The organism is Ulvibacterium sp. (assembly GCF_965228935.1).
In the GTDB taxonomy this organism is placed as follows: Bacteria; Bacteroidota; Bacteroidia; order Flavobacteriales; family Flavobacteriaceae; genus Ulvibacterium.
Genome location: NZ_OZ245846.1, coordinates 3,673,227 through 3,698,756 on the forward strand (window position 1 = coordinate 3,673,227; position 25,530 = coordinate 3,698,756).

A 25,530-nucleotide genomic window follows, 5' to 3' on the forward strand; every position below is an offset into this window, starting at 1 on the left:
CCATTCCTTATCCGTATATCAAAACTTTAGCGTCGCCCCGATCTCATGTGTCCCCTCCTCGGATACGTTTATGGCCCCGGAACTGACCTCGTAGGCGTAGCCTATCTCGAGCCATTCCTGTACGGTAAGGTACAGCAGCCCGCCGAAGGCCCTGTCCACCCTGTAGTTGGCGCCCACCTCCAGGGTATCCAAAATCTTAAAGGCGGCCGTAATGTCGGCAATGGTCTCCTCATTGGAAAAACGCAGCAGCGTGGAGGGGGTGAACACGATATTCTCGCCGAGCGCAAAATGATAGCCCCCGCTCAGATAGAACCGTAGGCGACTACGCGCCACGGTCAGTACCCCGCTCTGGTCGTCGATCCGGTCCGTGGTCAATATCCTGGGGGAGGAAAGGGACACGAAATAGTCCATGCCCTTCAGGTACACCCCGGCACCTACGTTCGGATTAAAATCGTTTACGTTCTGTGCGAATACGGGATCGATGGCCAGATCCAGGCTGTTGAAGTCGATATCGACAAAAGTGCCCCCCGCCTGTACCCCGAAATGGAGCCAGGTCCACCGGTCGAGCTGTACCCCATAGGCAAAACTGGCGAACAGGGAGGTGGTGCTCTCTATGAACACCTTGTCCGAGACAAGTGTGGCCCCGATGCCGATACGTTCGTTTACGGGGATGCCAAGGTAGAGGCCGAGGGTCTCCGGCGCCCGTTCGATGCCGGAGAACTGGTTCCTGAAGTTGGTCCTGAACTCCATCCTTTCGTTGAGCCCGAAGCCCGCCGGGTTGAAAAAATTGGTGTTGTACCTGTACAGGGTATACAGGGGTTCCTGTTGCGCGCTTAGCGAGAAGGCGCCCAGTATCAGGGATGTAAATAGAAGGACTGATATATGTATTTTTTTCATGGTCGTTTTTTTGTGATTATTGGGGGAAATTGTGATAGATCAATAATTAAGGTAGAGCCAACCGGTCACGTTCCGGGCAGTTGGTTGCCGCAGATGGACGATATAGTAGTAGGACCCTACCGGGAGCAGGTTGCCGCCGGTCCCTTCGGTACCTCCCCAATCGTTCCGGTAGTTATCGGTGCTGAGCACCTCCCTGCCGTTCCTGTCGAACACCTTGACCAGCGCGTCGGGGAAATCGGTAATGTTCTCGATCACCCAGGTATCGTTGATGTTGTCCCCGTTGGGAGAGACCGCCGGGCCAGGGATAATCGATACTTCGGAACCGCAGGTATCGGCCACTCCGTCCGAATTATTGTCCGGGGCGGTAAAGGTGACCGTGGCGGTGGCCGAACTACTGTTGCCGCTAACATCGGTAACGGTCAATTCCACAACGGTATCGCCCAATTCGGGACAATCAAAAATGCTCATGTCCAGGGCAAGGTCCGCAATGCCACAATTGTCCGTACTCCCGTTGTCGACATCCTCCGCGGCGATGGCCGCCTGTCCGTTCTCGTCCAGTTCAACGGTAACATCCTGGGCAATTGCCATTGGGGGGACAAGGTCCTCCACGATGACGGTCTGCGTCTGTGTACTGGTATTCCCGTTGCCGGTACCATAGGTCCAGGTAATGATAAAGGTTCCCTGCTCGGTATAGGTCAAGGGGTCGTTGGTTGTGGCGGTAACGGTCCCCCCGCAGTTGTCCGTGGCGGTGGGCACTGTGGTGACGGTCGCACTGCATTCCCCCCTTACTTCCGGGAGGATGGCGATATCGGGCGTGGCGGAGGTAATGGAATTCTCCACGACAACGTTCTGCACCTGTGTGCTGGTATTCCCGTTGCCATCACCATAAGTCCAGGTAATCGTATAGGTCCCCTGCTCGGGATAGCTCAACGGGTCGTTGGTTGTGGCGGTAACGGTCCCTGCGCAGTTATCGGTGGCGGTAGGCGCCTCCGTGACCGTTGCCCCGCACCCGCCGATGATATCCGGCAGGGTGGCCCTATCGGCAACGGGGGCCATGGCATCCTCCACGATGACGGTCTGCCGTTGTGTGCTTGTATTTCCGTTGCCGATATCGTAGGTCCAGGTCACGATAAAGGTTCCCTGTTCGTTGTACTCCAAGGGATCGTTTGTGGTGGCGGTAACGGTCCCCCCGCAGTCGGCGGTAGCGGTGGGCACCTCGGTGACCGTCGCCCCGCATTCGCCCCTTACCTCCGGCAGGGAGGCCATATCGGGCGTTGCGGAGGCGATGGAACTCTCCACGGTAACGGTGGTCGTACACGTTTCCGTATCGCCCAGGGCATTGGTCACCGTAAGCGTTACGGTATTCTCGCCCAGGTGGGAACAATCAAAATCGGTGATATCGATGTCCATACCGGTTGCCCCTTGGGAACCGTTGTCGATTTCGTCCACCGTGATACTGGCCGTACCGTCGGCATCTAATTGTAAGGTAAAGGGGGCCGTGCAGTTTGCCGTTAGGGGCGTGGATCCCGTATTCTCGTACCAGGCTATGATTCCTTTATCGGAACGGGCCGAGAGCACGTCCAGGTCCCCGTCGCCGTCCAGGTCGCCCGCAGCCACGCCTAAAGCACCGCGGGCCTCCGTGGTAATGATCCGTTGATCGTCGAAATTGCCGTTCCCATCATTGGGGTACCAGGCAACCTTGTTATCATCAAAAGAGGCCGAGAGCACGTCCAGGTCCCCATCACCGTCCAGATCGGCCACGGTCACGTCCCGGATGCCATCCACCGCCGTAGTGATAGTTTGTTGAGAAGCAAATCTACCGTTAAAATTAGGATACCAGACAATCCGATTATCTCCGGCGAAAATGCAGATTACGTCCAGGTACCCATTACCGTTCAGATCTGCCGTGATGACCTCTTCGGCCCCTGTTGCTGCTAGGGAAATGGTCCGCTGGGCGCCGAAGCTCCCGAACCCATCGTTTGGGTACCAAGCAATAAAGCCAATAGAAGAAACGGCCGAGAGCACGTCCAGATCCCCGTCGCCGTCCAGATCGGCAACGGCCACTCTACTGGGCCCAGTTAAGAATCCATTAATAATCCGTTCAGTTCCGAAAATGGCCGGAATCCTTTGGGCGCCAGAAAGCGTTAACCCTTCATTGGGGTACCAGACAATCTTGTTAAAGGAGGTCGCGAGCACGTCCAGGTCCCCGTCGCCGTCCAGATCGCCGACGGTTAAATCTTCGAAGCGAGTAGGGTTAGCGTCAAGACCAATGCCCTCGGTAAAGTTCTCGTTCCCGTTGTTTAGGAAAAAGTCAATAGACCTATCATCAGAAGTGATGGCGAGCACATCCAGGTCCCCATCGCCGTCCAGATCGGCAGGGATCAGTCCTCTGAATGAACCCTTATCCGAGGTAATGGGCCGTGGAACACCAAAGTTACCGCTCCCATTATTTTCATACCAGGAGCCACCGCTGTTGGTTTCGTGGGCCGCGAGCACATCCAGGTCCCCGTCGCCGTCCAGATCGGCAACGGTCACATCATTGTCGGGCGATGAAGTAGTTCCCTCGAAAATAGTGTCCTGCCCATTGGGGAACTCCCCGGGGCTATTGGGGCTCACACCTGCGGTAAAGCGGTAGGTAAAAGGGCTTGCCAAGGGATTTCCTGCGCTGCTTGCCACCCCAGTAGTGAGAGTAGTAGTGATCACTTCGCCGGGAAAGAAATCCCGGTCGGGGTCAAATACCGCCATGTTCGTATTTGCTCCTAGGGTAGGGAAATCAAATGGCCGGCCATAGCTTCCGGAAATCTTTACGTTGTCCGTGGTTAGGGTAGCCGCATCCACGGCTTCGGTAAAAGTAAGGCCGATGCCAACGGCATTGTCCACGCCAAGGGCATTGGCGGTCGGGTCTGTGGCCGTTACCGTAAGGGAAGAGGGTACGGCATTCTCGTACCAGGCAATACGATTATCAAAACGAGAAGCCGAAATCACGTCCAAATCCCCGTCGCCGTCCAGATCGGCAACGGTTACATCCAGGGCTCCGGCCGCAGCCGTAGTAATGGTTCGTTGGGCGCCAAAGTTTCCGCCCCCGTTATTTTCGTTCCAAGCAATGCGACCATCGGCGAAAGAGGTCAAGAGCACGTCCAGGTCCCCGTCGCCGTCCAGATCGGCGGAAGTGGCACGGTAAGCCGAATTAGCCGCTCCAGGGATAATTCGCCGATCGCCGAAGTTCCCGTTCCCGTCATTCTCGTACCAGGCAATAGGGGTGCTATTGTTAAGAGAGGCCGATAGCACGTCCAGGTCCCCGTCGCCGTCCAGATCGGCGACGGTCACACTTTGGATTCCTGCTCTTACCGTAGTGATGTTGCGTCGGCCGCCGAAGTTCCCGTTCCCGTCGTTCTCGTACCAGGCAATGGGGGCGTTACTATTAATAGAAGTCGACGAGACCACGTCCAGGTCCCCATCCCCGTCCAGATCGGCTGTGGTCACATCCGTGGCCCTGATTCCTGCCATACTAATGGTCCGTTGGTCGCCGAAGTTCCCGCTCCCGTCGTTCTCGTACCAGGCCACCCGACTGTCACTGCTAGAGGCCAAAAGTACATCCAGGTCCCCGTCGCCGTCCAGATCGGCGGTGGTCACACTGCTAGGTTCATTTACCCCCGCGGTAATGGTCTTTTGGCCGCCGAAGTTCCCGCTCCCGTCGTTCTCGTACCAGACAATGTTGATTCCACCTCTAGAAGCCGAGAGCACGTCCAGGTCCCCGTCGCCATCCAGATCGGCTGTGATTGCATCTATGGCTAAATTTACTGCCGTTGTGATAATACGTTGGCTACCGAAGTTCCCGTTCCCATCGTTCCGGTACCATGCAATACGATCTTTAGAGGCCGAGATTGCGTCCAGGTCCCCGTCTCCGTCCAGATCGGCGACGGTAACACTTTGAGCATCTTCTGCCAATGTGCTAATGGTGTTCTGTCCATTAGGGAATTCCCCAGGGCTGTTGGGGCTTACACCGGCGGTAAAACGATAGGTAAAAGGACTTTCCAGGGAGTTTCCCGTGCTGCCTGCCACACCTATGGTAAGGGTGGTTGTAATCACCTCCCCGGGAAAGAAATCCCGGTCGGGGTCGAAGACCGCCATGTTCGTATTTGATCCGAGGGCGGGGAAGCCGAAGGGTCGGCCATAACTTCCGGAGATCTTTACGTTGTCCGCCGTAAAGGTGGCGGCATTCATGGTCTCGCTAAAAGTAAGGCCCAATATAGCGGTATTGTCCACGCCCAGGGCATTGGCGGCCGGAGCGGTGGCCACGACCGAAGGATCGGTCTGGGCAAAAGCGGTTAACGATATGCCCAGCAACAAGAATATAGTAAATATTCTACTTCTAAATTTTTGTTTTTTTTCTTTCAAAATTCGAGGGATTTTATGTGTTAAATAGTAATTACAACGATAAATATGACGGATATGTTGCCCGGTTCGCTTAAATTTTTTGTTTCTAAATCCCCATATAATATATGATTATGACTGATTCCTACTTATTTTTGATTTGCGAGAACCTGGCCGACCGTAGTTTCGGAACGAACCCTAATTGTAGGTCAAAAAAAGCAATAAAAGAGATAATAATCTACAAATTAATTTGTAGGATAAATTCTATAAAAACCAAAGGGTTTCAAGTGTTTTGATAAAGATGGGATCTATGTTAAAACCCATGATAAGGGGGGGAGAATTTTACGGCGTATTGTGTCGCCGATACGATATTTTTAAGCACCAAAATCCGTTATCTTAGCGTTAGGATTTGATGTACTAGAAAGCCTAACAAAACTTATCGCCCAAAATATAAAATTTCGTTTGGCCCTAAGGCCAAAATGAAACCGGCGAAATACCTCTACGGCTCTGCCTCGAGGATACCTGCCCGTCCGGTCAAGGCGGGGTCGGTTTCAAGAAATTTTTTATTTTGCCCCATTCGGAATTGCGAAAAGGCAATTCCGACCTCCCCCAAGGGGAGATATAATCGGAAACCCCGAGGCAATGCCATCGGGGAATTATATTGATTAAAATTATCACAAGAAATGCATCAGGATATTCAAGTATTTAACGGGAACCAGGTACCCGGGGAACAAGAAATATGTACTACCTTGGCTGTTTTGATCGACAAATTCCTGCCAGAAGCGGAAAACAAAATATGGCATAGACATCCCGTTTGGTTTCTGGAGGGAAATCCCATAGTTGGCTATAGCAAATTAAAGGCTGGAATTCGTTTGATGTTCTGGAGCGGGGCAAGTTTTGAGGAAGAGGCCCTAAAACCGGGCACCGGTAAATTCAAGGATGCCTCTATTTTGTATTCCTCAGTTGACCAAATCTTGGAAAAGGATGTAGAAAGATGGTTGGAAAAAGCACGCAATATTCAATGGGACTATAAGAATATCTACAAACGAAAGGGAGTTCTGGAACGTTTGAAGTAAACTGCGGAATAACAGATACTAACACTGTATGTGTAAGGAACAATGACCATAAAGTATCTAGGAAATACGGATTTTGAACTGGTATTGGAAAGCTTTTTGCTCGCCTTCCAAAACTATTTTGTGACGGTACCCAATAATGGCGATTATTATAAGGAACGTTGGAAGGCCGCCAAGGTCGATTTTAATTTTTCCTATGGCATGTTCGATGGGGAGAAATTGGTCGGATTCGTGATACACGCCATTGACCATAGGGATGGAAAATTGACGGCTTTCAATACAGGTACTGGGGTAATCCCGGATTACCGAGGACGAAAAATAACCCAATCCATTTATGAGTACGCCCTAAATGACTTACGGCGCATAGGGGTGACCCATTGTGCTTTGGAGGTAATTACCAAAAATGAAAGGGCGATTAGATCCTATATGGGCATCGGGTTTAAAACCTACCGAACGTACCAATGTTTTAAGGGTACCATCGACCCAAAAAATAGGGAGACTGTAATTTTAAAAGGGGTGGAACTAGAAAAGGTCGACTGGGCGAGTTTACCCAATCAGGATTTTTATTCATGGGACCATCAAAAGGAATCCATACTCGGTAGCAAGTACAAGTTTTTTCAGGTCATGACCCATACATCACCAGAGTCCTTCTTTATCATACATCCGGATACAGGTTATCTGGTACAATTTGATGTGTTAAATGAAAATGAAGATGCCTGGAACCGATTGTTTTCCGGGATACGGCAGATTTCAAGTACCATCAAGACCAATAATGTCGACGAACGACTGACCCACAAACTTGAGCAGTTAAATTCAATCGGATTGGTAAATACCATAGATCAGTACGAGATGCGAATGGAAATCTAAGGAAAGGGAAGCCGAGTATTTCAGAGATTTGGCTTTTGGCGGCCCCAATTTGCCAAACACAAAAAATCAATCATATTTCCACAAAAGAATCAACTCCAATTGTGTGGTATCACCTTTTATCTATCCTATAGAACAAAGTCGGTTTTTCATTTTCTATTCTTTTTTCGGCAAACGACATCCCCAATCTTTGGGCCACCTTTTGGGATTCCAAATGGGGCTCGTCCGTAGCCGCGATCAAATAGTCAAAACCCAATCGATCAAAGGCATAATCGACTATAGAACCGCCAGCTTCCGTAGCATACCCTTGTTTGGAATAGGGTTCTAGGAGGGCATAGATCAATTGGGGTTGGGGTTCATCAAAAAAGGACCATAGGCCCACATAGCCAAAGGTTTCCAGGCTTTGCTTCAACCGTATCTTCCAGAGGCCATAACCGTTTTCCTCAAAATGTTTTTTGTTCTGCTCCATGAGTTCAAGGGCAGTGGTCTCATCGATTAGTTCGTCATCCCACAGATACTTCCGGATGAAGGGGTCATTGTTCAATTGTTGGAACATTTTTGCATCCCTTGGAGTAAAGGGAATTAAATGTAGCCTATCGGTCTTGAGATGGAAGTTTTCCATAGTATTTGGATTTATGTATACAAAGTGTGCTTTTAGTTGAAATAAACTATGGTCAGCGAAACTATAAACCTGCTTCGGTTCCCCAAAAAAGACCTAGGGCGATCTATGGATCTACCCTAGGTCGGGAAACTACCAAAGCTACGCTACTTACTAAGGCACAGTTTATTGAAATTTAATTGATGCATCATAAACTCTCAAAGTCCATAATTTTGATCGATCGGTTATTTTGACTGATACTTGATCGAAAACTTCCCATTGGCCACTTCCACAAAGTCATCGGTGTCTCGGATTACAGTCGGATTTATCCGGATATGGTTCAACCTCCCCGAAAATTCTCCGGAGATTACGTTATCCTCTATATCGGTTATGGTAACGGTTACCTCATCCACCCCGACTCCCGAATAAAAACAGAGAACGTCCGCTTGGGAACAGGGTTGTTGTAATGGTTTCAAGGACTCGTCTACCCATGAAACACTTCCTTCCGCACCGGTGAGGCTATGTGGCAAGGTTAGATTTTCAATATCGACCCCATTGATTCGAATGGTCCAAAAACCTTCACTGTCATTTTTACCATTCTTAAAGGACTGTAAATAAAGACTCTTGTCCGTTCGATTGAAAACATTAACGCTTCCGTTATGTCCACCATCAAAGACGGTTTGATCATATGAGGCCAAGCCACCCGATATGTCAGCGGCTATGGAAAACCGAGATTCGGGTGGGGAACCGTTATCATCATTTTGGCAGGACCAAAAAAAGGTGGCGCCAATTAATACGATTGCTATATTTCTTATTTTCATTTTAATTTTTTTTTGATCAAAGCTAAACCTGAGGGGTCAGGCGCAGATACGGTTTTACTTCTACAAATCCTTTGGGGAAGAGCTCCTCCGCTTTTTCATTACTGACCGATGGCAGAATAACACAGTCCTCCCCATTTTTCCAATTGGCCGGGGTGGCCAGGGACTTATATTGGGTCAACTGCAATGAATCCATCACCCGTAACAACTCCTCAAAGTTTCTTCCCGTAGAGGCCGGATAGGTTAAAATGAGTTTTACCTTTTTGTCCGGTGCAATGATAAAAACGGACCGTACGGTCATAGTGGCATCATCGTTGGGATGTATCATACCGTACAAGGTAGCTACTTCCCTTTCATCATCCGCTATTAATGGAAAATTTACCTGGGCATTTTGGGTTTGTTCAATATCCTTTATCCACTCAAAATGGGAGGTAAGGGGATCAACGCTTATGGCCGCTACCTTAACGTCCCTTTTTTCAAATTCCGCTTTGTAGTTGGCCATGGTCCCCAGTTCCGTAGTGCAAACCGGGGTAAAATCCGCTGGATGTGACACCAACATGCCCCAGCTTTCCCCTAGCCATTCGTGAAAATCCAATTTACCTTCCGTAGTCTTTGCAATAAAGTTGGGGGCTATATCCCCTAATCTAATCGTATTCATAGTATATATATTTATTGGTAATTGTCTTTAACCCATTTGGGTGTTTATTTTTTAATCTTTTTTTGAGCTTTCAATTTCCGGGCAAAGTTGAACCGTAAAAGGGAATTTTGAAAGAAGGGGATGTACGGAATGCAGTATCCGGGACATTTTGATGGTTTTTGAACATGATTCAGGACATTGCTTTTTGGAATTGTACGATAAAAAACTTTTCACTGATTTTAATGGTTCGGACATTTTGGGGGTTAAATCAGGTTTGTCCCTTTTTATTTCAGGATTTCCCTGAATATCTTTTCCATGGTTTGCTTGGATTGAATAATATCATCCAATTTACCATAATTGGCATTACTGGCCCAGGAAATGGCTACATCCTGGTCAGGGAAATATACCATGCTCGCAAAATAGCCAATGGCATCGCCACTGTGTAAATAGGCCGGTCCATGATCCGTTGTAATTCGGAATATGCCTTGGCCATAAAATGTTTCAAAGCCATCCTTGGGCTGTTCCTTTGGCCGTAACCATTTCATCATTTCGGAACGGGAAGAGGGTTGTAGGAGTTCTCCATTGAACAGTCGGTAGATGAACAGACTCAGGTCGGAGGTGTTCGATATCAGTCCGCCATCCGCGGAATAATAGTCCCATCCACTATAATAGGTGGCATTGATCAGGTTCAGATTGCTATAGAGATCCACGTATCCCCTTATAATACCGTCCGGTACCGGATCGGTTGCGGCAAAGCTTGTAAAGTCCAGATTCAATGGGTCGAACAGTTTTTCCTCAAATACCTCATAAAAGTAAACGCCGGTAACCTTTTCAATGATCATCCCCAAAAGGATATAATTGGTGTTGGAATACCGAACATCCGAGCCCGACTTAAAATAGGCATCGCGTCCACGGGCATAATCCAGCAGTTCATTGGGCTTCCATTCCCGTATTAAATCATTAAGCGAGGCGGTCTGAAATCTGGTATCCTGTATGTAATTGTAAATTCCACTGGAATGATCAAGTAATTGACGGATCGTTGCATTTTTGGCATTGGCAATTCCCCGAAGAATTTCCTCTTCCAGATATTTGGAAATGGAATCATCTAGTCCCAATTTGCCTTCCTCCCATAGCTTTAGCATGGTGACCGCCGTAAATGTTTTTACCGTACTGCCCACCCGGGTGCGATTACAAGGCTTTAAATCGATAGCACTGGCCAAATCACTTTTTCCCCTACTTACCGTATATTGGCCTTCGCTATCCCGAACACTTATCATAATTCCCGGAACGCCACGGTTTATGAAATCATCCGCCAGACCGTCTACGGTCTGTGCCAGGGAATGTTTCGGGTTGTTGGATGATATATCCGCTATACAGTCATAAAAAGATGCCTCAAAGATTTCATCCTTTTCCGTACAGGCCAATAATGCCATAATGAATACAAATGCTGGATATATTTTTTTCATGGTTGTTTTTTCTTTTCAAATGGATAGAATCTTGCGCCTAGATGAAGACTGGTATGGGACATTAGGGGAATAAAACCGGGAGAGTAGGGGTACTCCAACCAAGATTGATAGAGCAGAAAGATTTCCGCGGAGTCGTTCTCTTTGGGGCTGAGCCTGTAACCTAATCCGGTAGTAATGGAAGGCATGAGCCTAGGATTGCCCGTATCACGTCTGCTTACATAGTTCCCATCTTCAAATTGAAATTCCTGCTGGGTGCTAAACGTATGTAGATATCCCAGACCGATCTTACTTTTAAGATTTAACCCAAAGGACGTCTTGTAGTCTAGTCCAAGCTCCAAATTGGCGTAAATTCCCTGGAACAGTTTACGATGAAACATATAACCTATGGAAATTGAAGGATAAAGTCTAAAGTGCTTACTTTCTTTCCAGTTGAATTCTGTCCCCACCTGAATACCTGGGTGTATAGGTGTATTCACCAAATGGGTATACGGCACGGAGGTAGATTCATTGAAAATCGAAAGGGTCACCGGTTGTTGGGCCCTTAGTGCCAGAAGGCAACACAGGTTACAGCACCAAAAGGCGAATTGCATTTTTTTCATTGTTCTTGATTGATGATGGGTACAAATGTCGACCTTGTCCGGTCTTAAGAAGGCATATTTTTCCGGGCAATGTCTAAACCGGACAAAACAAGGATTAAAGCGGACAGCTTAGGAATTGTCCAACCAGTCGAGAAACTTGGTCGCATGGACCTTGGCCACATATACCGGATCATCGGTTTTGGGAGAGAGCTCTATTTTTAGCCTTCTTGTTTCCGCTTTTGTACATTGAACAATACTTTCCCGACAACTTATAACCTGTCGGTTCAATTGAAAAAAGTACTCCGGAGGCAATGTTTTCCATATCGTTTTAAAGGAGTGGTCATAGAGGTAGTCCTTACCTTTTTTGGTGACCAAAAAAGTAAACTTGTTCCGTTTTATAAAATAGGCGACATCGGGCATGGCAACATTCAGCATATGGGAACCCTCCTTAACTACGAAGCTCTTTTTCTGAATTTCGTTCTTCCGTTTTCTAACCTTCAGGTTATGGATGCGGAAATACATAAAAAGATAGGTGATATTGATTAAAAGACACAATAAAATGGCCAATGGAAACTCCAAATAAAAAATGGAACTTTCGCTCAATTGTATCCCAAGGCCCCATAGATAAATCCATTCCGCCAAAACCACGAACAATGTAGGCACCAATAGACCCAGAATTCCCTGATATCTTAGGATTACGGAAAGCTTTTCGTCCCACCCGAATCTTTTGTTGATCAAAAAGGAAATCCATCTGATGTAAAGCCCACAACCATATACACATAGCAGTGCGAAAACAATGTCCGTGTAATAGCTGGCCATACCGAGAAGTTTCAGAAAGCCGTTGTCATTACCAAGATGAACGGCAAGTAGGGCGAAAATAGGATACACATAGAGGAACAACCACTTGTCCCTTATACGGTCCATTTCAATTTTAGAATTTCCCAACTTCGGTTTCATTCGGCCTACTCAAGATTCCCATCCTAAAAATAGCAGAGATCGTTCTGAAGTCAAAAGACAGAGCAATTTTTAACCAATAAAAATAATCGGGTTATTGACATCCTTGGCAAAATCTGTTGGAAGCCTAGAAGACATCATTTTTTCGTTAAATCGAGGATTACATCATTCAATCTGTCCGGAAATTGTAACGGCACAAAGTGCCCGGAATCGTCCCATTGCAGGAAATCAAGTTTGGGAACAACCTCAGCGAGCCACGCTATATATTCTTGGTTCCAAAGCGGATTGTTACTATGAATAATGGTAACCGGACATTCCATGATCAATTTGTGCCAGGTATCAGGATTGCCGACCATATCAAATTCAGCAATGGTAATGGGTTTCGGTGTATTTAGAGCATCCTCTTTTAGTATTTCAATATCATTTTCCTGCAGCCCTTGTACGGGCATTTGTTGTATACTGTTTTGCATAAAGTTTTCATAGTCGGAACGCTCCAGTTGCGATTTCATCCATTCCAACATGGGAGGTTGAATCATTTGTTTTAGCATACCGTCCACCAAAATCATTTTTAATACCGATTTGGGATGCTTCCTATAAAATTCCTTGGCCAGGATAACACCATTGCTATGCGCAACAAATACGACCTCTTTAACCTCTTCCTGTTCCAAAATGGCATGTATCCCATCTATCCAGGTTTGTAGCGAATACCCCTCTTGTGGCTTATCACTATTGCCGTAGCCCAGCAGATCTACATATATAGTTTTGTAACCTTCGATCTTTAGGTTTTGCTGATACTTCCAAATGCGACTGCTTGAACTTGCCCCATGAATAAATAGGATGGCTTTTTCTCCCGAATGGCCGGTATGATAGCTCCACGTACCCTTGGAGGTCTTTAATTCCCTGGGCATCAATTTTAAGTCGCCATTTTCCATTTTCATAAGTATAGGGAATACGAATATATGGTTCAGAACAATTACGAGTAAAATCCTTACTATTGATATGATCATGACTGTTGCTTTTGATTGATTATTTCAAGTAACGTTCCGCAAAATGTGCCATGGCCAATTTTAGGAATTGGGCAAATTGCGGTTGTGGCTTGTTTTCCATAATGGTAAACCGCTCATCGTCTACGTACGTCTGGCCTAACCCCGCATAGGCATCCGCTTGCTTATCTTCCAATGCTTCCGTTCCCCAGAATTTTCTGATAATTTCATAATGTTGCTTGATAAGCCACTGGACTTCGGTACTTTTTGGCTCTTCATTTTTTAGTTTAAAGAGTTCTAGGGTTACTTTTTCCAACTTCTCTTTAAGTTTTACGTAATCTGCCTCACCCAATTGCAACAGTTCCTGCTCCGATCGGGTAACAGCCTCCAGGCCATATTTTTCAATAGCTTCCTTGCGTATGGCGGTGCCCATTTCCTTAGGAAGTCCTTCGTAAAGTTTTTTAGGTTCCATAGTTGTTTTATTATTAGTTAAATATGTTATTGTCTGATCAATGGTATTGAGGAGTGTAGCGATACGGCTCCTTCTTTTCTCCAACAATTCCTTGTGGCCCCTTAGTGCAGTAACCAAATCAAAGTCCGGGTCGTTCAGAACAGCTTCGATTTCCTTTAAGGAAAAACCAAGCTCCTTATAGAACAGAATCTGCTGTAAGCGCAGTAGCTCGCTCTCTCCATAATATCGATAACCGACTTCGCTTCGGTCCGAAGGCTTTAGAAGCCCGATCTTGTCATAATGGTGTAAGGTTCTTATGGTTACACCGGATAATTTTGAAAGCTCACTGACACTGTATTTTTTCATTTTTTTGACTTTATTCACGAATCACTTGGGCAAAAGTAGACTATGACGTAAGGTAAGAGTCAAGTATCTTTAAGAATAATTTTGCAATTAAGGAGCAAACCTTATCTATTTGGCTACATCTAGGGGAAGATGTTCAAATGCTATCTTTAACATACGATTCTAAATCATAATGGGTACGCTAATCAATTTCATTCTCTGGGCGGCATTGCTCCAAGGTCTTTTTTTGGCCTTGGTCTACATTTTTTCAAAACGAAATAGAAGTTTCGCCAATGTTCTTTTGGGTTTGTTCCTCATAGCCATTGTACTTGAAGCGCTTACTACGATTTTGCCCTTTGATTCCATCGGGAATTATAGTCTGGCGGAATATTTCTCCCTACCCGAGGTAAAGCTCTTTATCCCGTTACTTTTTTTACACTTTGTTCTGGAAAAGCTGGGCAGTTCGCACAAATACAAATGGTTCTTGAAAATTAATTATTTCATCGCTTTCTTAATTGGTTCAATAGTATTGTTGAACTTCTACCTATTCGTTACTAAATCCTCTTCCATAGCAAGAACTTTTGATTTTCCAGTGGTAGACAAGACCCATTTTATACTGCAATCGTATGCTTTTGTTATAACTGTATGTGCTTTTCTCATAGCCGCAAGGCAAATGGGGCAATACAAGGCTTTGGTCCAAAATGAGTTTTCGGATCAGGGAATGCTTCAAGTGAGGTGGTTGTGGCGGTTTATTTACATGGTATTACCCGCCATCCTTTTATGGGGAGTTGAACTCCTGCGTATTCTGATCATGCCGGATGAACACAACAATTTGGTATTGCCCATATTCGGCTTTGTTGCCCTGTTCCTCTATTACTTGAGTTATCAGGCGTATCGGCATCCCAATTTATTCGAAATGTTTCCGGAAAGTGTATTGGACAACGGATCGGGGCAATCCCCAAAAGCCCCGAATGACCTTAACTGTACCGAAACAAAGAGTAATACGATTAAAGAACTAATGATCGAAAATGAGTATTATTTGGATCATGACCTTACCTTAGGCACTTTTGCCAAGGAAATAAACGTGCCTCCAAGGGTGATATCGACCTGCATCAATAAAAACTTTGGGCAAAATTTTAATGACTGGGTAAATGGATTCAGGGTACAGAGGGCCCGGAAACTCCTAGAGGAAGATGTGGGCAAAAAATTATCCGTAGAAGGCATTGGGTTGGAGGCCGGATTTAAATCGAGATCTGCGTTCTATTCGGCATTCAAGAATAAACTGGGCCGTACCCCTGGTCAATTTCGAAAAAACTAACCTGCCCAATTTCGAGACTATCCGCGGATCTGCTGTTTTACTTCACAAGTTGTCCTGAATACGGTTTCCGGAACAATCTCCATTTTTCCGTTTCCGTTGAGTAAAGGAATTTTGTCCTAACCCGGTAATCTACCTTTACAAGTGGAACATGGTGCAAGACTTTAATCCGATATCCGATACCTCGAGAATAGAAATAGTGGACATCCTGCGCGGCTTTGCCCTGCTGGGTGTTTTATTGGCCAATGTGCCTTTTGACCATACCATGATGGAAGACTCCCATTTGGATGTTCTCCTAAGTTCGGGATTCGACCTATTTATTAACCGCAAGTTTATAACGTTGTTCTCCATGCTTTTTGGATTCGGTTTCCATATCCAAATGATAAGGGCTCAAAATAGGGGAGTGGATTTTACGGGGTATTTCCTGAAGCGAATGGGCCTCTTGTTTCTCATTGGAACGATCCATTGCTTCTTCCTTTGGCACGGAGACATATTGATGTCCTATGCTTTTGGAGGTGTCTTTCTGTTAGTTGTCAAAAGCTGGTCTGTTCGAAAATTGACCCAACTTGCCATCTTTTTTTGTGTTTTTCTTACGGGAATGCTTTTTATCGGTAATACCGTGTTGGGGTGGCAAACCCATAACTATGATGTTGATTTAATACGACAATTTCCCTTGGCTGAATCCTATGTGGAATACATCAGTATCAATTTCCAAATCGCTCCATGGATCAATTTCATACAGGATATGCCCGTAACCCTGGTATTTACCTTTGGAAACATGGTGGTAGGGCTTGTTTTAGGAAAACTCGGCTTTTTTCTCAAACCCGGTAAGCTGAAATGGTTGACCAATGGTTTTATCATTCTTGGCTTTTCCGTTGGACTGCTCTCGAGTTATCTATTCCATTTGGTGAATACGGAAAGACTACAACTTGATGTATCCTTGGTATGGTTGCCTTTTTTGGTTATCGCTGGAATGCTACTGCAGACTCTGGGCTATGTTGCCGTTTTTATAAAATTGGGCCACACCCCGTTATTTAAAAAACTTTTTAGCTGGTTCAAGTATGTCGGAAGAACGGCCTTGTCCAATTATATTTTGCAATCGGTGTTCTATCTTCTCGCCATTTTTCATGCAATAGATAGTTACGGACTCTATGGTAAAATTGCCAGGGCTGAAACTTATCTCTTGGCCGGTTTGTTTTTTGCCTTGCAATCCTTTCTAAGTGATATATGGTTAAGGAAACATCATCAGGGTCCTATCGAATATCTCTGGAAAAAGATGTCCTATGGAGGTTGGTTTAAACAGATTCGGAACGCCTGATTTCCAAGGCATCCTCAAACCGACTTTTTCAGAGAGGGAGTTAATGGGAGAGGATTGTACAGAGATGATATGGATATTTTCGTAGTCAGTTAATCTTTCAAAATGGGTCTTTACTGAGCAATTGCACCAGTTTCATCCTGCTATTGATACCGATTTTGGAATAAATCCTATGGGTATGGTCCTTCACGGTCTGAAGACTTATAAAGAGTTCATCGGCGATTTGTTGGTTGGTCTTTCCTTCACAGATTCCATTTACAATATCCCTTTCTCGTTTGGTAATCCCATACTCCTTAAAGAGCATTTCCTTTTTTTCGACGTTGGGGGATCCGGCGTATACCGGGATAAAGACCCTATCGGAATTGAGCTTTAGGTAAAACAACGGAACGAAGTTGGACAAGAAATAGAACAGTATGATGGGTGGAACGAACCATGTTCCGGAAAATACGAATGGAATACAGATTCCTCGAAACAAAAAGGCCGATACCAGTAAGAGGATGAACAGATTCAATATTTTCCGTTTTGGGCTTTTATACTTTTTGGAATAGTGTAGCACGATCCCTGTAAGTAGTATCATAGATGCCAGTTCCACAAAGAGTATCAATCCGATTTCTGCATGGGCCAATTGTTTGCCCATTAGCCAATTGTCTCGGAAAAAAAGCACATACAGTCCCCAGGTCAGTGGTACTAGGCCTACAAAAAAAATGGCATGAAAATAAGATACCTTTTTACTGACTGGTGTTTCAACCAAGGAATATCCCATTTTCACGAGCATTATCCATGATATACATAAAAAAGGTATGCCCAATACCGGTAAAAAGTTGGCGACCATGGTGATTATACCCATATCCGTACCCATAAAGGAAAGTAAGGCACGCATCAAAATTTGCGCCCAGATTCCGTAAAAGGCGAAGGCATAAAAGGCAATCAGGTAATAGAAATAGTTTCGGTGGAAGTTGGTATTGTAGGTTTGGATGGATTGATGTGATATCCAAATACTTGCCATAGCAACGGCGAGGCAAAATAAGAACACAAGGATATAGACGAAACTCAACAAAACCTCCTTTTAGGTTTAAAATTATGGAAATGCCATCGAAATGGATAAATACCTTGGTAGTGATTTTAAAAACACTACCAAAGTTGGAAGGAATAGTTTCGCGATCCCCTTACTTTTATGGGAAACTTAAGTACCAAGATTATGGAGAGAGTATACGAAGGAAGAGTTCCCGAGGCGACCACTTTTGGGAGTTATGGATACGCCTGGCAACAACTATGGCGCTATTTTTTATATTTCTTTTTGGTGACCTTAGTTGTGGCTTTGTTTGAAAGTCCCGTGTCGGTCGCCCATGATTCCGAGACGGATATCACCCCGTTGACCGTTATGCTACAGATTTTTGCAGCGGCCTATTTTTTCCTGCTATTTCCCATTATCAACTATGGTGGTGATTTATTGTATTTACACGGTATGCGGAACGAGAAAATGGAAATTGAAGTGCTGTTCCAAGGATTTAAAAACAATTACTTCAATATTGTTTTGGCACATCTGTTGAAGTTTGCGATTGTAGGGATAGGATTTGTTTTCTTTATAATCCCAGGGATTATTTTAGCCTGTAGACTGGCTTTTGTATCGCTTTTGGTTATGGACAAAAATATGGAACCCATTGCCGCGGTCGAAAAGAGCTGGGAAATGACCAGGGGCCATGGTTGGAGGATTTTTGGTATGGCCCTGTTGGCGATTCCTATTTTCATAGGAGGCATTATTTGTTTCTTCGTAGGGGCCTTTATTTCGTATATGTGGATCGGTGCGGCCTTTACCGCCCTGTATCATGCCATCGACCTTGAAGAGCGGCAGAGGCTAGACCATTATCCGGACAAAGAAGGGCCGGAGGTCATTTAAAGGGTACTGGTATTACAGTTTTGCCTTGGAAATCCAATACTTCGGATGTGGAGACTTTCGATTGGCTATAACTTTTCAATGGAAACTTCCTTACCCTCAAAAAAGTACAGCATCCTTTCGATGTCGTCAATGATAAAGGTACCCCGTCTCCCATCTATTTTCTTTATAAGCTCTTCCTTTCCCGTATCGATTTGAAGGTTGATTATCCGTATTTGCCCATTATCCGGAACCGTGATTATCATGGCATCATCATTTTTTCTGCTTTTGCGGATTCTTTTGAATACGTACTCCAAGTTGGAATCCAGATCCACATCAAAATCAGTGAGGCCATCAATCCCCTGGGTATAGGAACGATAGGTTCCATAAATACCGGAAACACCTCTGCCCAACGCGCCCAAATCATTGGACACGATGGTATTTCTAAATGCCCGGTTCGCTTGGGTAGGGGCGAAGAGCAAGGTAGCCGATGTTATTTGTAAACCTCTTTTAAGCCAGTAGAAGGAGTCGCGAAAAGACCTACGTACAAAGGAACCGGATTTCACCGAGGGATATTCCTTTTGGTAGATGAGGTCTCCCGAAAAATCGAACAGGTAAAACTGGTTGCCCAGATACAAAAAGTAAGCTTTTGATCTAATCTTTAGTTTAGGAAATTCCCTTCCAAAATCAAAACGCTGTAAAGATTTTGGCGCCGTGTCGTCCTTATTATTGAAAAGATAGAAGTTGTTTTCGCTATATACGGGAAACTGCCCGTTTTTTGGATTGAACCATACCCGGTGAAAGGGAACTTCCAACTTTAAGTTTCTATTGATGAAAGCTGCATCGAATAGGGCAAGGTCTTCTCTCCATACTTTTCTTCCCGTTTCGATTTCGATCCTATTGGCCCGTGAAGGGGTGATAAAAAGTGCATACGTATCATCATCAAAAATATGCACTGGATTTTCTGTATCGGCGTACGTAATTTTTATGGGTTCATCCCAGGCCTTATGACCAAACTTATCAATTCGCGTTAACAGGTTTTCTTGGACCACCAAGTAGCTATCCTGGGTCGGGACGATTTTTTTGATCAAGGGCAAGGGATCCGATTTGCCCCATTTTTTCTTCCCATTTTCAGCGTTCATGATATCAAACCCCTTGGAGGTAATCACGACCAATTGATTCTTGTCCAAGTTCTTTTCGATAATATTTCCAACAATGCGTACAGGTGGGCCGGACCATAGGCTATCCATGGTTTTGGGATTCAAGGCATAGATGACCGTTTCTTGATTGAGCTTTTTGCTATTGATGTTGTTGGAGGATACGTAGAGCCTGTTTCCCTTTTCATTGAGCAAAATACTGGTAATCCCTTTTTTGTCATAAACAATATGGCCCGTTTTGGAATCAATTTTTAAGAGGTGACGATTCTTTAACCAAAAAATGTTATGATCGGCATCCAAAAGGACTTTCTCCTCGTTTAGGAGAGCGCCTTTCGTTCGGGTGAAAAAATCACTGACCACTTGGGTCTTCCATATTTCCTTTCCCGTTTTGAAATCGAAGAGACCAATCCCGAACCCTTCCTCGGTTTTACCATCCACCAAAACCGCTTCTTGCTCTAGCAATGGTAACGTATTGAAAACCGCTTGAAACCCTTGTTCGCTAGAATTAAAAACGATATTACCGTTGGTTACATCTACGATGGCCCGGGAAGTACCTTTTAAATTCAAGGTTTTGGAAAGAATTTTAGAATTGATCAGGGGTTTGTCCTCAAAAAAAACGTAAGGTGTAAAGGGAATTTCGGTATATCGGTCAAAATCCAACTTTCCAATGGCCTTGTTCTCCCAAATAACCGCTTGCTTTTCGGGCCCTATACCATAGACCGACCCTGAAGTTTTGACCAATACAATTCCCGTATTGCTGTTTAGGATGTTTTCGGTGACCTTATTCTCCAGTACAATTTTTTGCTGGGCAAAGGACGATACCGATAATAGTAAGATGAATACAATTATATTACTCTTGATTTTCATTATCTCTGCTAGCTCCCATTACGTTAATTTTAACATACGATTTTGGGGGAGATCATTTTCTGGGTGGTATTTGTACAGTATATCATTAACAAACCGTAACATGCCCAAGGCAGCTATTGGGGTCAATCCAGGGAATCCCTTTTCAGGGCCAATCTTTTTTGGGGGTACCACCCATCTTTTGATAAATTTAACATATTTTTACGCGCAACCCAATTTTCCTAGTTGAATGGATTATTTTGTTATTACGAGCGTCCTGGTATTCATTTCGGCCCTCTTCGGCTACATCAATGTTCGCTTTGTAAAATTACCCAATACCATTGGGCTTACCGTAATCACAATTTTCTTTACGATAATCATTTTTTTGCTAAGCTATATAGATGATACCCTGCTCAATGCGGAACGTTTTATCATTACCCATATCGACTTCAAGACTGTATTGCTAGATATCATGCTGAGTTTCTTGTTGTTCGCGGGAGCCTTACATACCGATCTACAAAAGCTAAAGGAACAGCGTTGGCCCGTACTGGCCTTCGCCACCTTCGGAGTATTGGTATCCACTTTTTTAATAGGCGGATCGGTCTACTTCGTCCTTATGGCCTTGGGCCTTCAGGTGAAATTCATTTATTGTTTATTGTTCGGGGCGTTGATTTCCCCAACAGATCCCATTGCCGTACTCGGGATCTTAAAGAAAGCAGGGGCCCCAAAAAAATTGGAAATCAAGATAGTTGGGGAATCCCTGTTCAATGATGGGGTAGGCGTGGTTATTTTCTTGACAATTTTTGGACTGGCCAGCGGTACTGGAAACGGTTTCTCCATAAATGAGGTGCTGGAATTGTTTATTGTGGAAGTTTTTGGCGGGCTACTCCTGGGGGGCTTGTTGGGCTGGCTTACCTATAGGCTTATGCGAAGTATAGATGATTACAATATAGAGGTTATCCTTACCCTTGCCGCCGTTATGACCGGTACGGTCTTGGCCCAATATCTCCATGTTTCCGCTCCTTTGGCCATGGTAGTGGCCGGGTTGATCGTGGGAGGCGATAAAACCAGGGAGGCAGCCATGTCCGAGTTAACCGAGGATTATGTGGACAAGTTCTGGGAGCTTATCGATATTTTGCTCAATACCATACTCTTTGTACTTATTGGGATGGAAATTTTGGTGCTGGATTTGGAACCAAAATACATCGTAGCGGGTCTTTTGGTTATCCCCATAGGATTGATCTGTCGCTATCTATCCCTTATTTTACCGGTTCAATTGTTCGAAAAAAAACTGGATTTTGTCCCTAATACCAATCTCATTATGACCTGGGGCGGACTTAGGGGCGCCATTTCCATTGCATTGGCCCTGGGATTGACCGACGCCATGGAACGGGATCTATTCCTGGTGGTCACCTATATAGTGGTCATTTTCTCGATTGTAATCCAAGGACTTACGGTGGAGAAATTGATAAGGAAACTTAAATTAAATTGACATCAACCTTGCTGTAATACAGCCAAAGCATATAAATTATGAGAAAACATTTGGTTTTTATACTGTTTTTGGCCGGCTTTTGCTGCTGGTCCCAGACTAAAAAAACCTATTCGATAGGAATGCTGGTAGATGTGAGCACTCCAGAGACCGAGGTGCTTTTACAACGATTAAAGACAGAGGTAAGTGCCGTTGTGGGGGAGGATGCCGAGATTATCTTTCCGGCGGAATACCAATTGGTGCACAATTATGATGTAGCGCTTGCCCGTAAAAATTACCAGAGCTTGATAAATAGCGAGGCGGATATCTTGATTGCCTTTGGATCGGCGATCAATATTGTAATTCAAGGCCAAACGAGCCATGCGAAGCCTACGATTCTTTTTGGTTCCGTTGACTCCGATATGACAACTATCGATTTGGAAAACAATACTTCGGGAATCGAAAATTTGACCTATTTAATGGGGGTTCAATCTTTTGACCAGGATTTGAAGACCTTAAAGGAGTTAACGGATTTTACCCATGTGGGTGTCGCGATAGAGGCCGGAATAGCTTCCGTATTGCCCTTGGATAAGACTGTTGGCGATATTTTAAAGGGAAGCGGAACCGACTATACCATTATCCCATTCACCAGCGTGGAGGATATTGTTGCCGGAATGGAAAATCTGGATGCACTGTATTTGGCAGGGGGCTTTTTTCTTATGGACGAACAAATAAAAATGTTAAGTGATATACTGATAGATAAGGGTATACCATCATTTACCGGTACCGGTCCCGGGGATGTGGAACTTGGTCTGATGGCCACCAACAATAGCGATGATAATATAAATCAATTTTTTAGGCGTATCGCCCTTACCATTGAGGCCTATGTAAATGGAACCCCCTTGTCCGAACAAAATGTCTTTATCGATTTTGAACAGCGGTTGACCGCAAATTTCCATACGATGCAAAAATTGGGCATACCGGTTCGTTATAGTCTCATCGCACAAACCGATTTTGTAGGGGAGTTCAAAAACCCCTTATCCCAAAAAACCTATTCGCTGCTGGATATTCTCAACGAGAATTTTGAACGAAACCTATCCCTACAATCCCAACAAAAGGATGTGGAGCTGAGCCAGCAGGATGTAAAAACGGCAAAGAGCAATTATTATCCGGATATCACTGCCAATGCATCATTTACCAATGTGGATGAAAGTGTGGCTTTTGCACCACTTTCCCCGGAGTTCTCCACGGATGGAAGTATACAATTGACCCAGACCATCTATTCAGAGGCCGCCAATGCGAACATCACCGTTCAAAAGAATCTTCAAAAGGCCCAGGAAGCCAATTTTAACGCGGCCCAGCTCGATGCGGTATTGGAAGCCTCCAATCTGTATTTCAATGCTTTGGTCAGTAAAGTAAATGTAAGGATCCAGAACCAGAACCTACAATTGACCAAGGAGAACTTAAAGCTGGCCAAACAGAATTACGAAGCGGGACAGTCCGGCAAATCGATATGTTGCGTTTTCAGAGCCAAATGGCACAGAATACCCAAACTATGATAGAAGCGGTGAACCAATTGGATCAGGCTTTTATAAGTATCAATCAATTATTGAACAACCCCATAGATTTTGAGTTAGACGTAGAGGAAGCCGAACTGGGTAAAGACGTTTTTGCAGAGTACAATTATACACAGCTCGCTGAAATATTGGATAATCCCTTATTGAAGGATCCATTTGTTGCTTTTTTGATCGATGAGGCCAAAAACAATTCCCCGGAATTGGTATCCTTGGACCATAACTTAAAGGCAGTTGAGCGCAATTTTCGATTAAGCTCCTTTGGGCGTTTGGTTCCAACAGTGGCCCTGCAGGGCAATTACAACCAGAACTTTAACCAATGGGGGGTAGGGAGTACGGACCTTGATCCGGCCAACAATTATAACGTGGGCGTCAATATATCGGTACCCATTTTCAATCAGTTCCGGAATAACATTAATAAACAGACCGCCAAAATACAACAGGACCAACTGGAAATCAATATACAAAATACGGAACTGGCCATTGAGAGCAACGTGAGTACGGGGGTTCTGAACCTGTTCAACCAAATTTCCAACATACGACTTTCCGAAGTATCCGTGAACGCGGCAAGGGATGCGTTGGAACTGGTGCAGACCTCGTATTCCGAAGGTGCCGTAAGCATTATTCAGTTGATCGATGCCCAAAACAATTACCTACAAGCGCAGTTGGCGCAAGCCAGTGCCACCTATAACTTTTTATTGACCGCCATTCAGTTGGAACGTTTTATGGGATACAACTTTTTATTGCATACCGAGGAGGAGAACAATGCCTTTAGGCAACGATTTACGGAATTTCTGGACGCTAATTTTGATTAATAATAGCTATATACAAAAGATATGATACTATACCGACCCTTTAGAAAAATACCTGTTTGGGCGACCCTTTTAGGGATTGTGGCCTGCGGGGGCGAGAAACAGGTAAAGGAAGAATTCGTAAGACCTGTGGAATATGTTGAGGTTTCCTATGATAACGGAGGTAAGGAGCGGACCTTTAGCGGTACCGCTAGAACGGAAAAGATTATTAACCTGAGTTTTAGGAATACTGGCATTTTAATGCAATTGGATATGCGATTGGGCCAATCGGTAAAGAAGGGACAATTATTGGGAAAATTGGACAATGTGGAATCCCGGTTGAATTACGAACGATCCGTCTCTTCCTTGAACAGCGCCGAATCCCAAATGAACACGGCCAAACTTTCACTGGATCGGTTTCGGGTCTTGTATGAAAAGGGAAGCGCCTCGTTGACCGATTTTGAATCGGCCAAGAACTCCTACAAGACGGCACAGCAAAGCTACGAGTCTGCCAAGAGAAGTGTTTCCATACAACAGGAGCAGGTCAATTATGGGTATTTGTATGCGCCAGAGGATGGCGTAATCACTTCTGTCACCGCTGAAGTAGATGAGAACATAAGCCCGGGACAGACCGTTGCCATCTTAAACGCGGGAACCGAAATGGAAATAGCGTTAGGTCTTCCGGAGAGTATTATCAACGAGGTGCACTTGGATATGCCCGTGCGCATTACATTGCCTTCGGTAGCCGACAAGACGTTTATAGGAAAGGTAACCGAACTATCACCGGCGGTGGATACCAATACGGCCACCTATCCTACCCGGGTGAAGTTGGATGAGGCCACGGAGGAAATCAAAACCGGTATGGCCGCCAGCGTCACTTTTGAACTGGATGAGAACAAAAATGAGGGCAATGCACTTCGCATTCCGGCCCATGCTGTTGGGGAGGATAGTTCCGGAAGGTTTGTATACGTCATAGAGGAGGAAGACGAAAAATCCGTTGTCAAGAAAAATCCGATAAAAGTAGGCGGTCTAAACTCCGATGGATTTGAGGTCGTACAAGGACTTAAAGTAGGGCAAAGGATTGCTACGGCCGGTCTACAAACATTGTTGGATGGCCAGCATGTCTCTTTACAATAATACCCTAAGAGCCTAAAAAGAA

General features: G+C 45.0%; 21 protein-coding genes. 9 read left to right on the top strand and 12 right to left on the bottom strand.

The annotated features are described in order from the left end of the window. Positions 1 to 18: 18 nt before the first annotated feature. Both ACO06Y_RS15605 and ACO06Y_RS15610 read right to left on the bottom strand, forming a co-directional pair. Positions 19 to 897, bottom strand: a complete 879-nt coding sequence (locus ACO06Y_RS15605; RefSeq protein ID WP_422079919.1) for a PorP/SprF family type IX secretion system membrane protein — start codon at positions 895 to 897, stop codon at positions 19 to 21. 39 nt (positions 898 to 936) lie between these two features. Then, entirely contained in the window at positions 937 to 5,295 is a 4,359-nt protein-coding gene (locus ACO06Y_RS15610; RefSeq protein ID WP_422079920.1) for an FG-GAP-like repeat-containing protein, read from the bottom strand. 659 nt (positions 5,296 to 5,954) lie between these two features. Between ACO06Y_RS15610 and ACO06Y_RS15615 the strand changes: the two genes are divergently transcribed. Together ACO06Y_RS15615 and ACO06Y_RS15620 are read left to right on the top strand one after the other, a co-directional pair. Continuing rightward, positions 5,955 to 6,347: a DUF1801 domain-containing protein gene (locus ACO06Y_RS15615; protein ID WP_422079921.1), complete on the top strand. Its 393-nt coding sequence runs from the start codon at positions 5,955 to 5,957 to the stop codon at positions 6,345 to 6,347. A gap of 42 nt (positions 6,348 to 6,389) precedes the next feature. Continuing rightward, a complete protein-coding gene (locus tag ACO06Y_RS15620) occupies positions 6,390 to 7,211 on the top strand; it encodes a GNAT family N-acetyltransferase (protein ID WP_422079922.1) in 822 nt (273 codons plus the stop codon). 109 nt (positions 7,212 to 7,320) lie between these two features. Here the strand turns inward: ACO06Y_RS15620 and ACO06Y_RS15625 are convergent, their stop codons facing one another. The 8 genes from ACO06Y_RS15625 to ACO06Y_RS15660 all read right to left on the bottom strand — a co-directional run bounded on the left by ACO06Y_RS15625 (position 7,321) and on the right by ACO06Y_RS15660 (position 14,059). After that, a complete protein-coding gene (locus ACO06Y_RS15625; protein ID WP_422079923.1) occupies positions 7,321 to 7,830 on the bottom strand; it encodes a GNAT family N-acetyltransferase in 510 nt (169 codons plus the stop codon). A 221-nt stretch (positions 7,831 to 8,051) separates the two neighbouring features. Further along, positions 8,052 to 8,627, bottom strand: a complete 576-nt coding sequence (locus tag ACO06Y_RS15630) for a hypothetical protein (protein WP_422079924.1) — start codon at positions 8,625 to 8,627, stop codon at positions 8,052 to 8,054. Between the two features lie 22 nt (positions 8,628 to 8,649). Next, positions 8,650 to 9,282: a peroxiredoxin gene (locus ACO06Y_RS15635; RefSeq protein ID WP_422079926.1), complete on the bottom strand. Its 633-nt coding sequence runs from the start codon at positions 9,280 to 9,282 to the stop codon at positions 8,650 to 8,652. Between the two features lie 263 nt (positions 9,283 to 9,545). Continuing rightward, positions 9,546 to 10,727 (bottom strand): serine hydrolase domain-containing protein, encoded by a 1,182-nt coding sequence (locus tag ACO06Y_RS15640; protein WP_422079927.1) that lies wholly within the window; start codon positions 10,725 to 10,727, stop codon positions 9,546 to 9,548. Beyond that, positions 10,724 to 11,326, bottom strand: coding sequence for a hypothetical protein (locus ACO06Y_RS15645; RefSeq protein ID WP_422079928.1), 603 nt, complete (start codon positions 11,324 to 11,326; stop codon positions 10,724 to 10,726). Before ACO06Y_RS15645 ends, ACO06Y_RS15640 begins: the two co-directional genes overlap by 4 nt. Before the next feature lie 108 nt (positions 11,327 to 11,434). Next, the gene (locus tag ACO06Y_RS15650) at positions 11,435 to 12,262 is read right to left on the bottom strand and encodes a LytTR family transcriptional regulator DNA-binding domain-containing protein (protein WP_422079929.1); all 828 of its coding nucleotides are present in this window, start codon (positions 12,260 to 12,262) and stop codon (positions 11,435 to 11,437) included. 134 nt (positions 12,263 to 12,396) lie between these two features. Continuing rightward, the gene (locus ACO06Y_RS15655) at positions 12,397 to 13,266 is read right to left on the bottom strand and encodes an alpha/beta fold hydrolase (RefSeq protein ID WP_422079930.1); all 870 of its coding nucleotides are present in this window, start codon (positions 13,264 to 13,266) and stop codon (positions 12,397 to 12,399) included. A gap of 19 nt (positions 13,267 to 13,285) precedes the next feature. Then, positions 13,286 to 14,059 (bottom strand): MerR family transcriptional regulator, encoded by a 774-nt coding sequence (locus ACO06Y_RS15660; protein WP_422079931.1) that lies wholly within the window; start codon positions 14,057 to 14,059, stop codon positions 13,286 to 13,288. Positions 14,060 to 14,228: 169 nt separating this feature from the next. On the opposite strand from ACO06Y_RS15660, the gene ACO06Y_RS15665 reads away from it, so the two are divergent. Then, entirely contained in the window at positions 14,229 to 15,353 is a 1,125-nt protein-coding gene (locus tag ACO06Y_RS15665; protein WP_422079932.1) for a helix-turn-helix domain-containing protein, read from the top strand. Positions 15,354 to 15,501: 148 nt separating this feature from the next. Continuing rightward, positions 15,502 to 16,668 (top strand): DUF418 domain-containing protein, encoded by a 1,167-nt coding sequence (locus ACO06Y_RS15670; RefSeq protein WP_422079933.1) that lies wholly within the window; start codon positions 15,502 to 15,504, stop codon positions 16,666 to 16,668. Between the two features lie 97 nt (positions 16,669 to 16,765). On the opposite strand, the gene ACO06Y_RS15675 is transcribed toward ACO06Y_RS15670, so the two are convergent. After that, positions 16,766 to 17,671: a helix-turn-helix transcriptional regulator gene (locus tag ACO06Y_RS15675; RefSeq protein ID WP_422079934.1), complete on the bottom strand. Its 906-nt coding sequence runs from the start codon at positions 17,669 to 17,671 to the stop codon at positions 16,766 to 16,768. Positions 17,672 to 17,863: 192 nt separating this feature from the next. Here ACO06Y_RS15675 and ACO06Y_RS15680 point away from each other — a divergent pair, with 192 nt between their 5' ends. Beyond that, positions 17,864 to 18,562 carry a hypothetical protein gene (locus ACO06Y_RS15680; protein WP_422079935.1) on the top strand — a complete coding sequence of 233 codons (699 nt, stop codon included), beginning with the start codon at positions 17,864 to 17,866 and terminating at the stop codon, positions 18,560 to 18,562. A gap of 65 nt (positions 18,563 to 18,627) precedes the next feature. Here the strand turns inward: ACO06Y_RS15680 and ACO06Y_RS15685 are convergent, their stop codons facing one another. Then, the gene (locus ACO06Y_RS15685; RefSeq protein WP_422079936.1) at positions 18,628 to 20,562 is read right to left on the bottom strand and encodes a hypothetical protein; all 1,935 of its coding nucleotides are present in this window, start codon (positions 20,560 to 20,562) and stop codon (positions 18,628 to 18,630) included. A gap of 226 nt (positions 20,563 to 20,788) precedes the next feature. Between ACO06Y_RS15685 and ACO06Y_RS15690 the strand changes: the two genes are divergently transcribed. Genes ACO06Y_RS15690 through ACO06Y_RS15705 form a run of 4 tightly spaced genes read left to right on the top strand, consistent with a single transcriptional unit; the run spans position 20,789 to position 25,508 of the window. Beyond that, the gene (locus ACO06Y_RS15690) at positions 20,789 to 22,030 is read left to right on the top strand and encodes a cation:proton antiporter (RefSeq protein ID WP_422079937.1); all 1,242 of its coding nucleotides are present in this window, start codon (positions 20,789 to 20,791) and stop codon (positions 22,028 to 22,030) included. 38 nt (positions 22,031 to 22,068) lie between these two features. Continuing rightward, positions 22,069 to 23,565, top strand: coding sequence for a TolC family protein (locus ACO06Y_RS15695; RefSeq protein ID WP_422079938.1), 1,497 nt, complete (start codon positions 22,069 to 22,071; stop codon positions 23,563 to 23,565). After that, on the top strand, positions 23,520 to 24,395 hold the full coding sequence (locus tag ACO06Y_RS15700) for a TolC family protein (RefSeq protein WP_422079939.1): 876 nt from the start codon (positions 23,520 to 23,522) through the stop codon (positions 24,393 to 24,395). Before ACO06Y_RS15695 ends, ACO06Y_RS15700 begins: the two co-directional genes overlap by 46 nt. A 21-nt stretch (positions 24,396 to 24,416) precedes the next feature. After that, positions 24,417 to 25,508 carry an efflux RND transporter periplasmic adaptor subunit gene (locus ACO06Y_RS15705; protein WP_422079940.1) on the top strand — a complete coding sequence of 364 codons (1,092 nt, stop codon included), beginning with the start codon at positions 24,417 to 24,419 and terminating at the stop codon, positions 25,506 to 25,508. Positions 25,509 to 25,530 lie beyond the last annotated feature (22 nt).

Bases quoted from the DNA above. Each gene is read 5' to 3' on its own strand.
- ACO06Y_RS15675 (WP_422079934.1), bottom strand. From the start codon at position 17,671: ATGGCAAGTATTTGGATATCACATCAATCCATCCAAACCTACAATACC.
- ACO06Y_RS15615 (WP_422079921.1), top strand. From the start codon at position 5,955: ATGCATCAGGATATTCAAGTATTTAACGGGAACCAGGTACCCGGGGAA.
- ACO06Y_RS15635 (WP_422079926.1), bottom strand. From the start codon at position 9,282: ATGAATACGATTAGATTAGGGGATATAGCCCCCAACTTTATTGCAAAG.
- ACO06Y_RS15660 (WP_422079931.1), bottom strand. From the start codon at position 14,059: ATGAAAAAATACAGTGTCAGTGAGCTTTCAAAATTATCCGGTGTAACC.
- ACO06Y_RS15645 (WP_422079928.1), bottom strand. From the start codon at position 11,326: ATGAAAAAAATGCAATTCGCCTTTTGGTGCTGTAACCTGTGTTGCCTT.
- ACO06Y_RS15685 (WP_422079936.1), bottom strand. From the start codon at position 20,562: ATGAAAATCAAGAGTAATATAATTGTATTCATCTTACTATTATCGGTA.
- ACO06Y_RS15665 (WP_422079932.1), top strand. From the start codon at position 14,229: ATGGGTACGCTAATCAATTTCATTCTCTGGGCGGCATTGCTCCAAGGT.
- ACO06Y_RS15620 (WP_422079922.1), top strand. From the start codon at position 6,390: ATGACCATAAAGTATCTAGGAAATACGGATTTTGAACTGGTATTGGAA.
- ACO06Y_RS15705 (WP_422079940.1), top strand. From the start codon at position 24,417: ATGATACTATACCGACCCTTTAGAAAAATACCTGTTTGGGCGACCCTT.
- ACO06Y_RS15690 (WP_422079937.1), top strand. From the start codon at position 20,789: ATGGATTATTTTGTTATTACGAGCGTCCTGGTATTCATTTCGGCCCTC.
- ACO06Y_RS15625 (WP_422079923.1), bottom strand. From the start codon at position 7,830: ATGGAAAACTTCCATCTCAAGACCGATAGGCTACATTTAATTCCCTTT.
- ACO06Y_RS15700 (WP_422079939.1), top strand. From the start codon at position 23,520: ATGTTGCGTTTTCAGAGCCAAATGGCACAGAATACCCAAACTATGATA.
- ACO06Y_RS15605 (WP_422079919.1), bottom strand. From the start codon at position 897: ATGAAAAAAATACATATATCAGTCCTTCTATTTACATCCCTGATACTG.
- ACO06Y_RS15655 (WP_422079930.1), bottom strand. From the start codon at position 13,266: ATGATCATATCAATAGTAAGGATTTTACTCGTAATTGTTCTGAACCAT.
- ACO06Y_RS15695 (WP_422079938.1), top strand. From the start codon at position 22,069: ATGAGAAAACATTTGGTTTTTATACTGTTTTTGGCCGGCTTTTGCTGC.
- ACO06Y_RS15680 (WP_422079935.1), top strand. From the start codon at position 17,864: ATGGAGAGAGTATACGAAGGAAGAGTTCCCGAGGCGACCACTTTTGGG.
- ACO06Y_RS15650 (WP_422079929.1), bottom strand. From the start codon at position 12,262: ATGAAACCGAAGTTGGGAAATTCTAAAATTGAAATGGACCGTATAAGG.
- ACO06Y_RS15640 (WP_422079927.1), bottom strand. From the start codon at position 10,727: ATGAAAAAAATATATCCAGCATTTGTATTCATTATGGCATTATTGGCC.
- ACO06Y_RS15630 (WP_422079924.1), bottom strand. From the start codon at position 8,627: ATGAAAATAAGAAATATAGCAATCGTATTAATTGGCGCCACCTTTTTT.
- ACO06Y_RS15670 (WP_422079933.1), top strand. From the start codon at position 15,502: ATGGTGCAAGACTTTAATCCGATATCCGATACCTCGAGAATAGAAATA.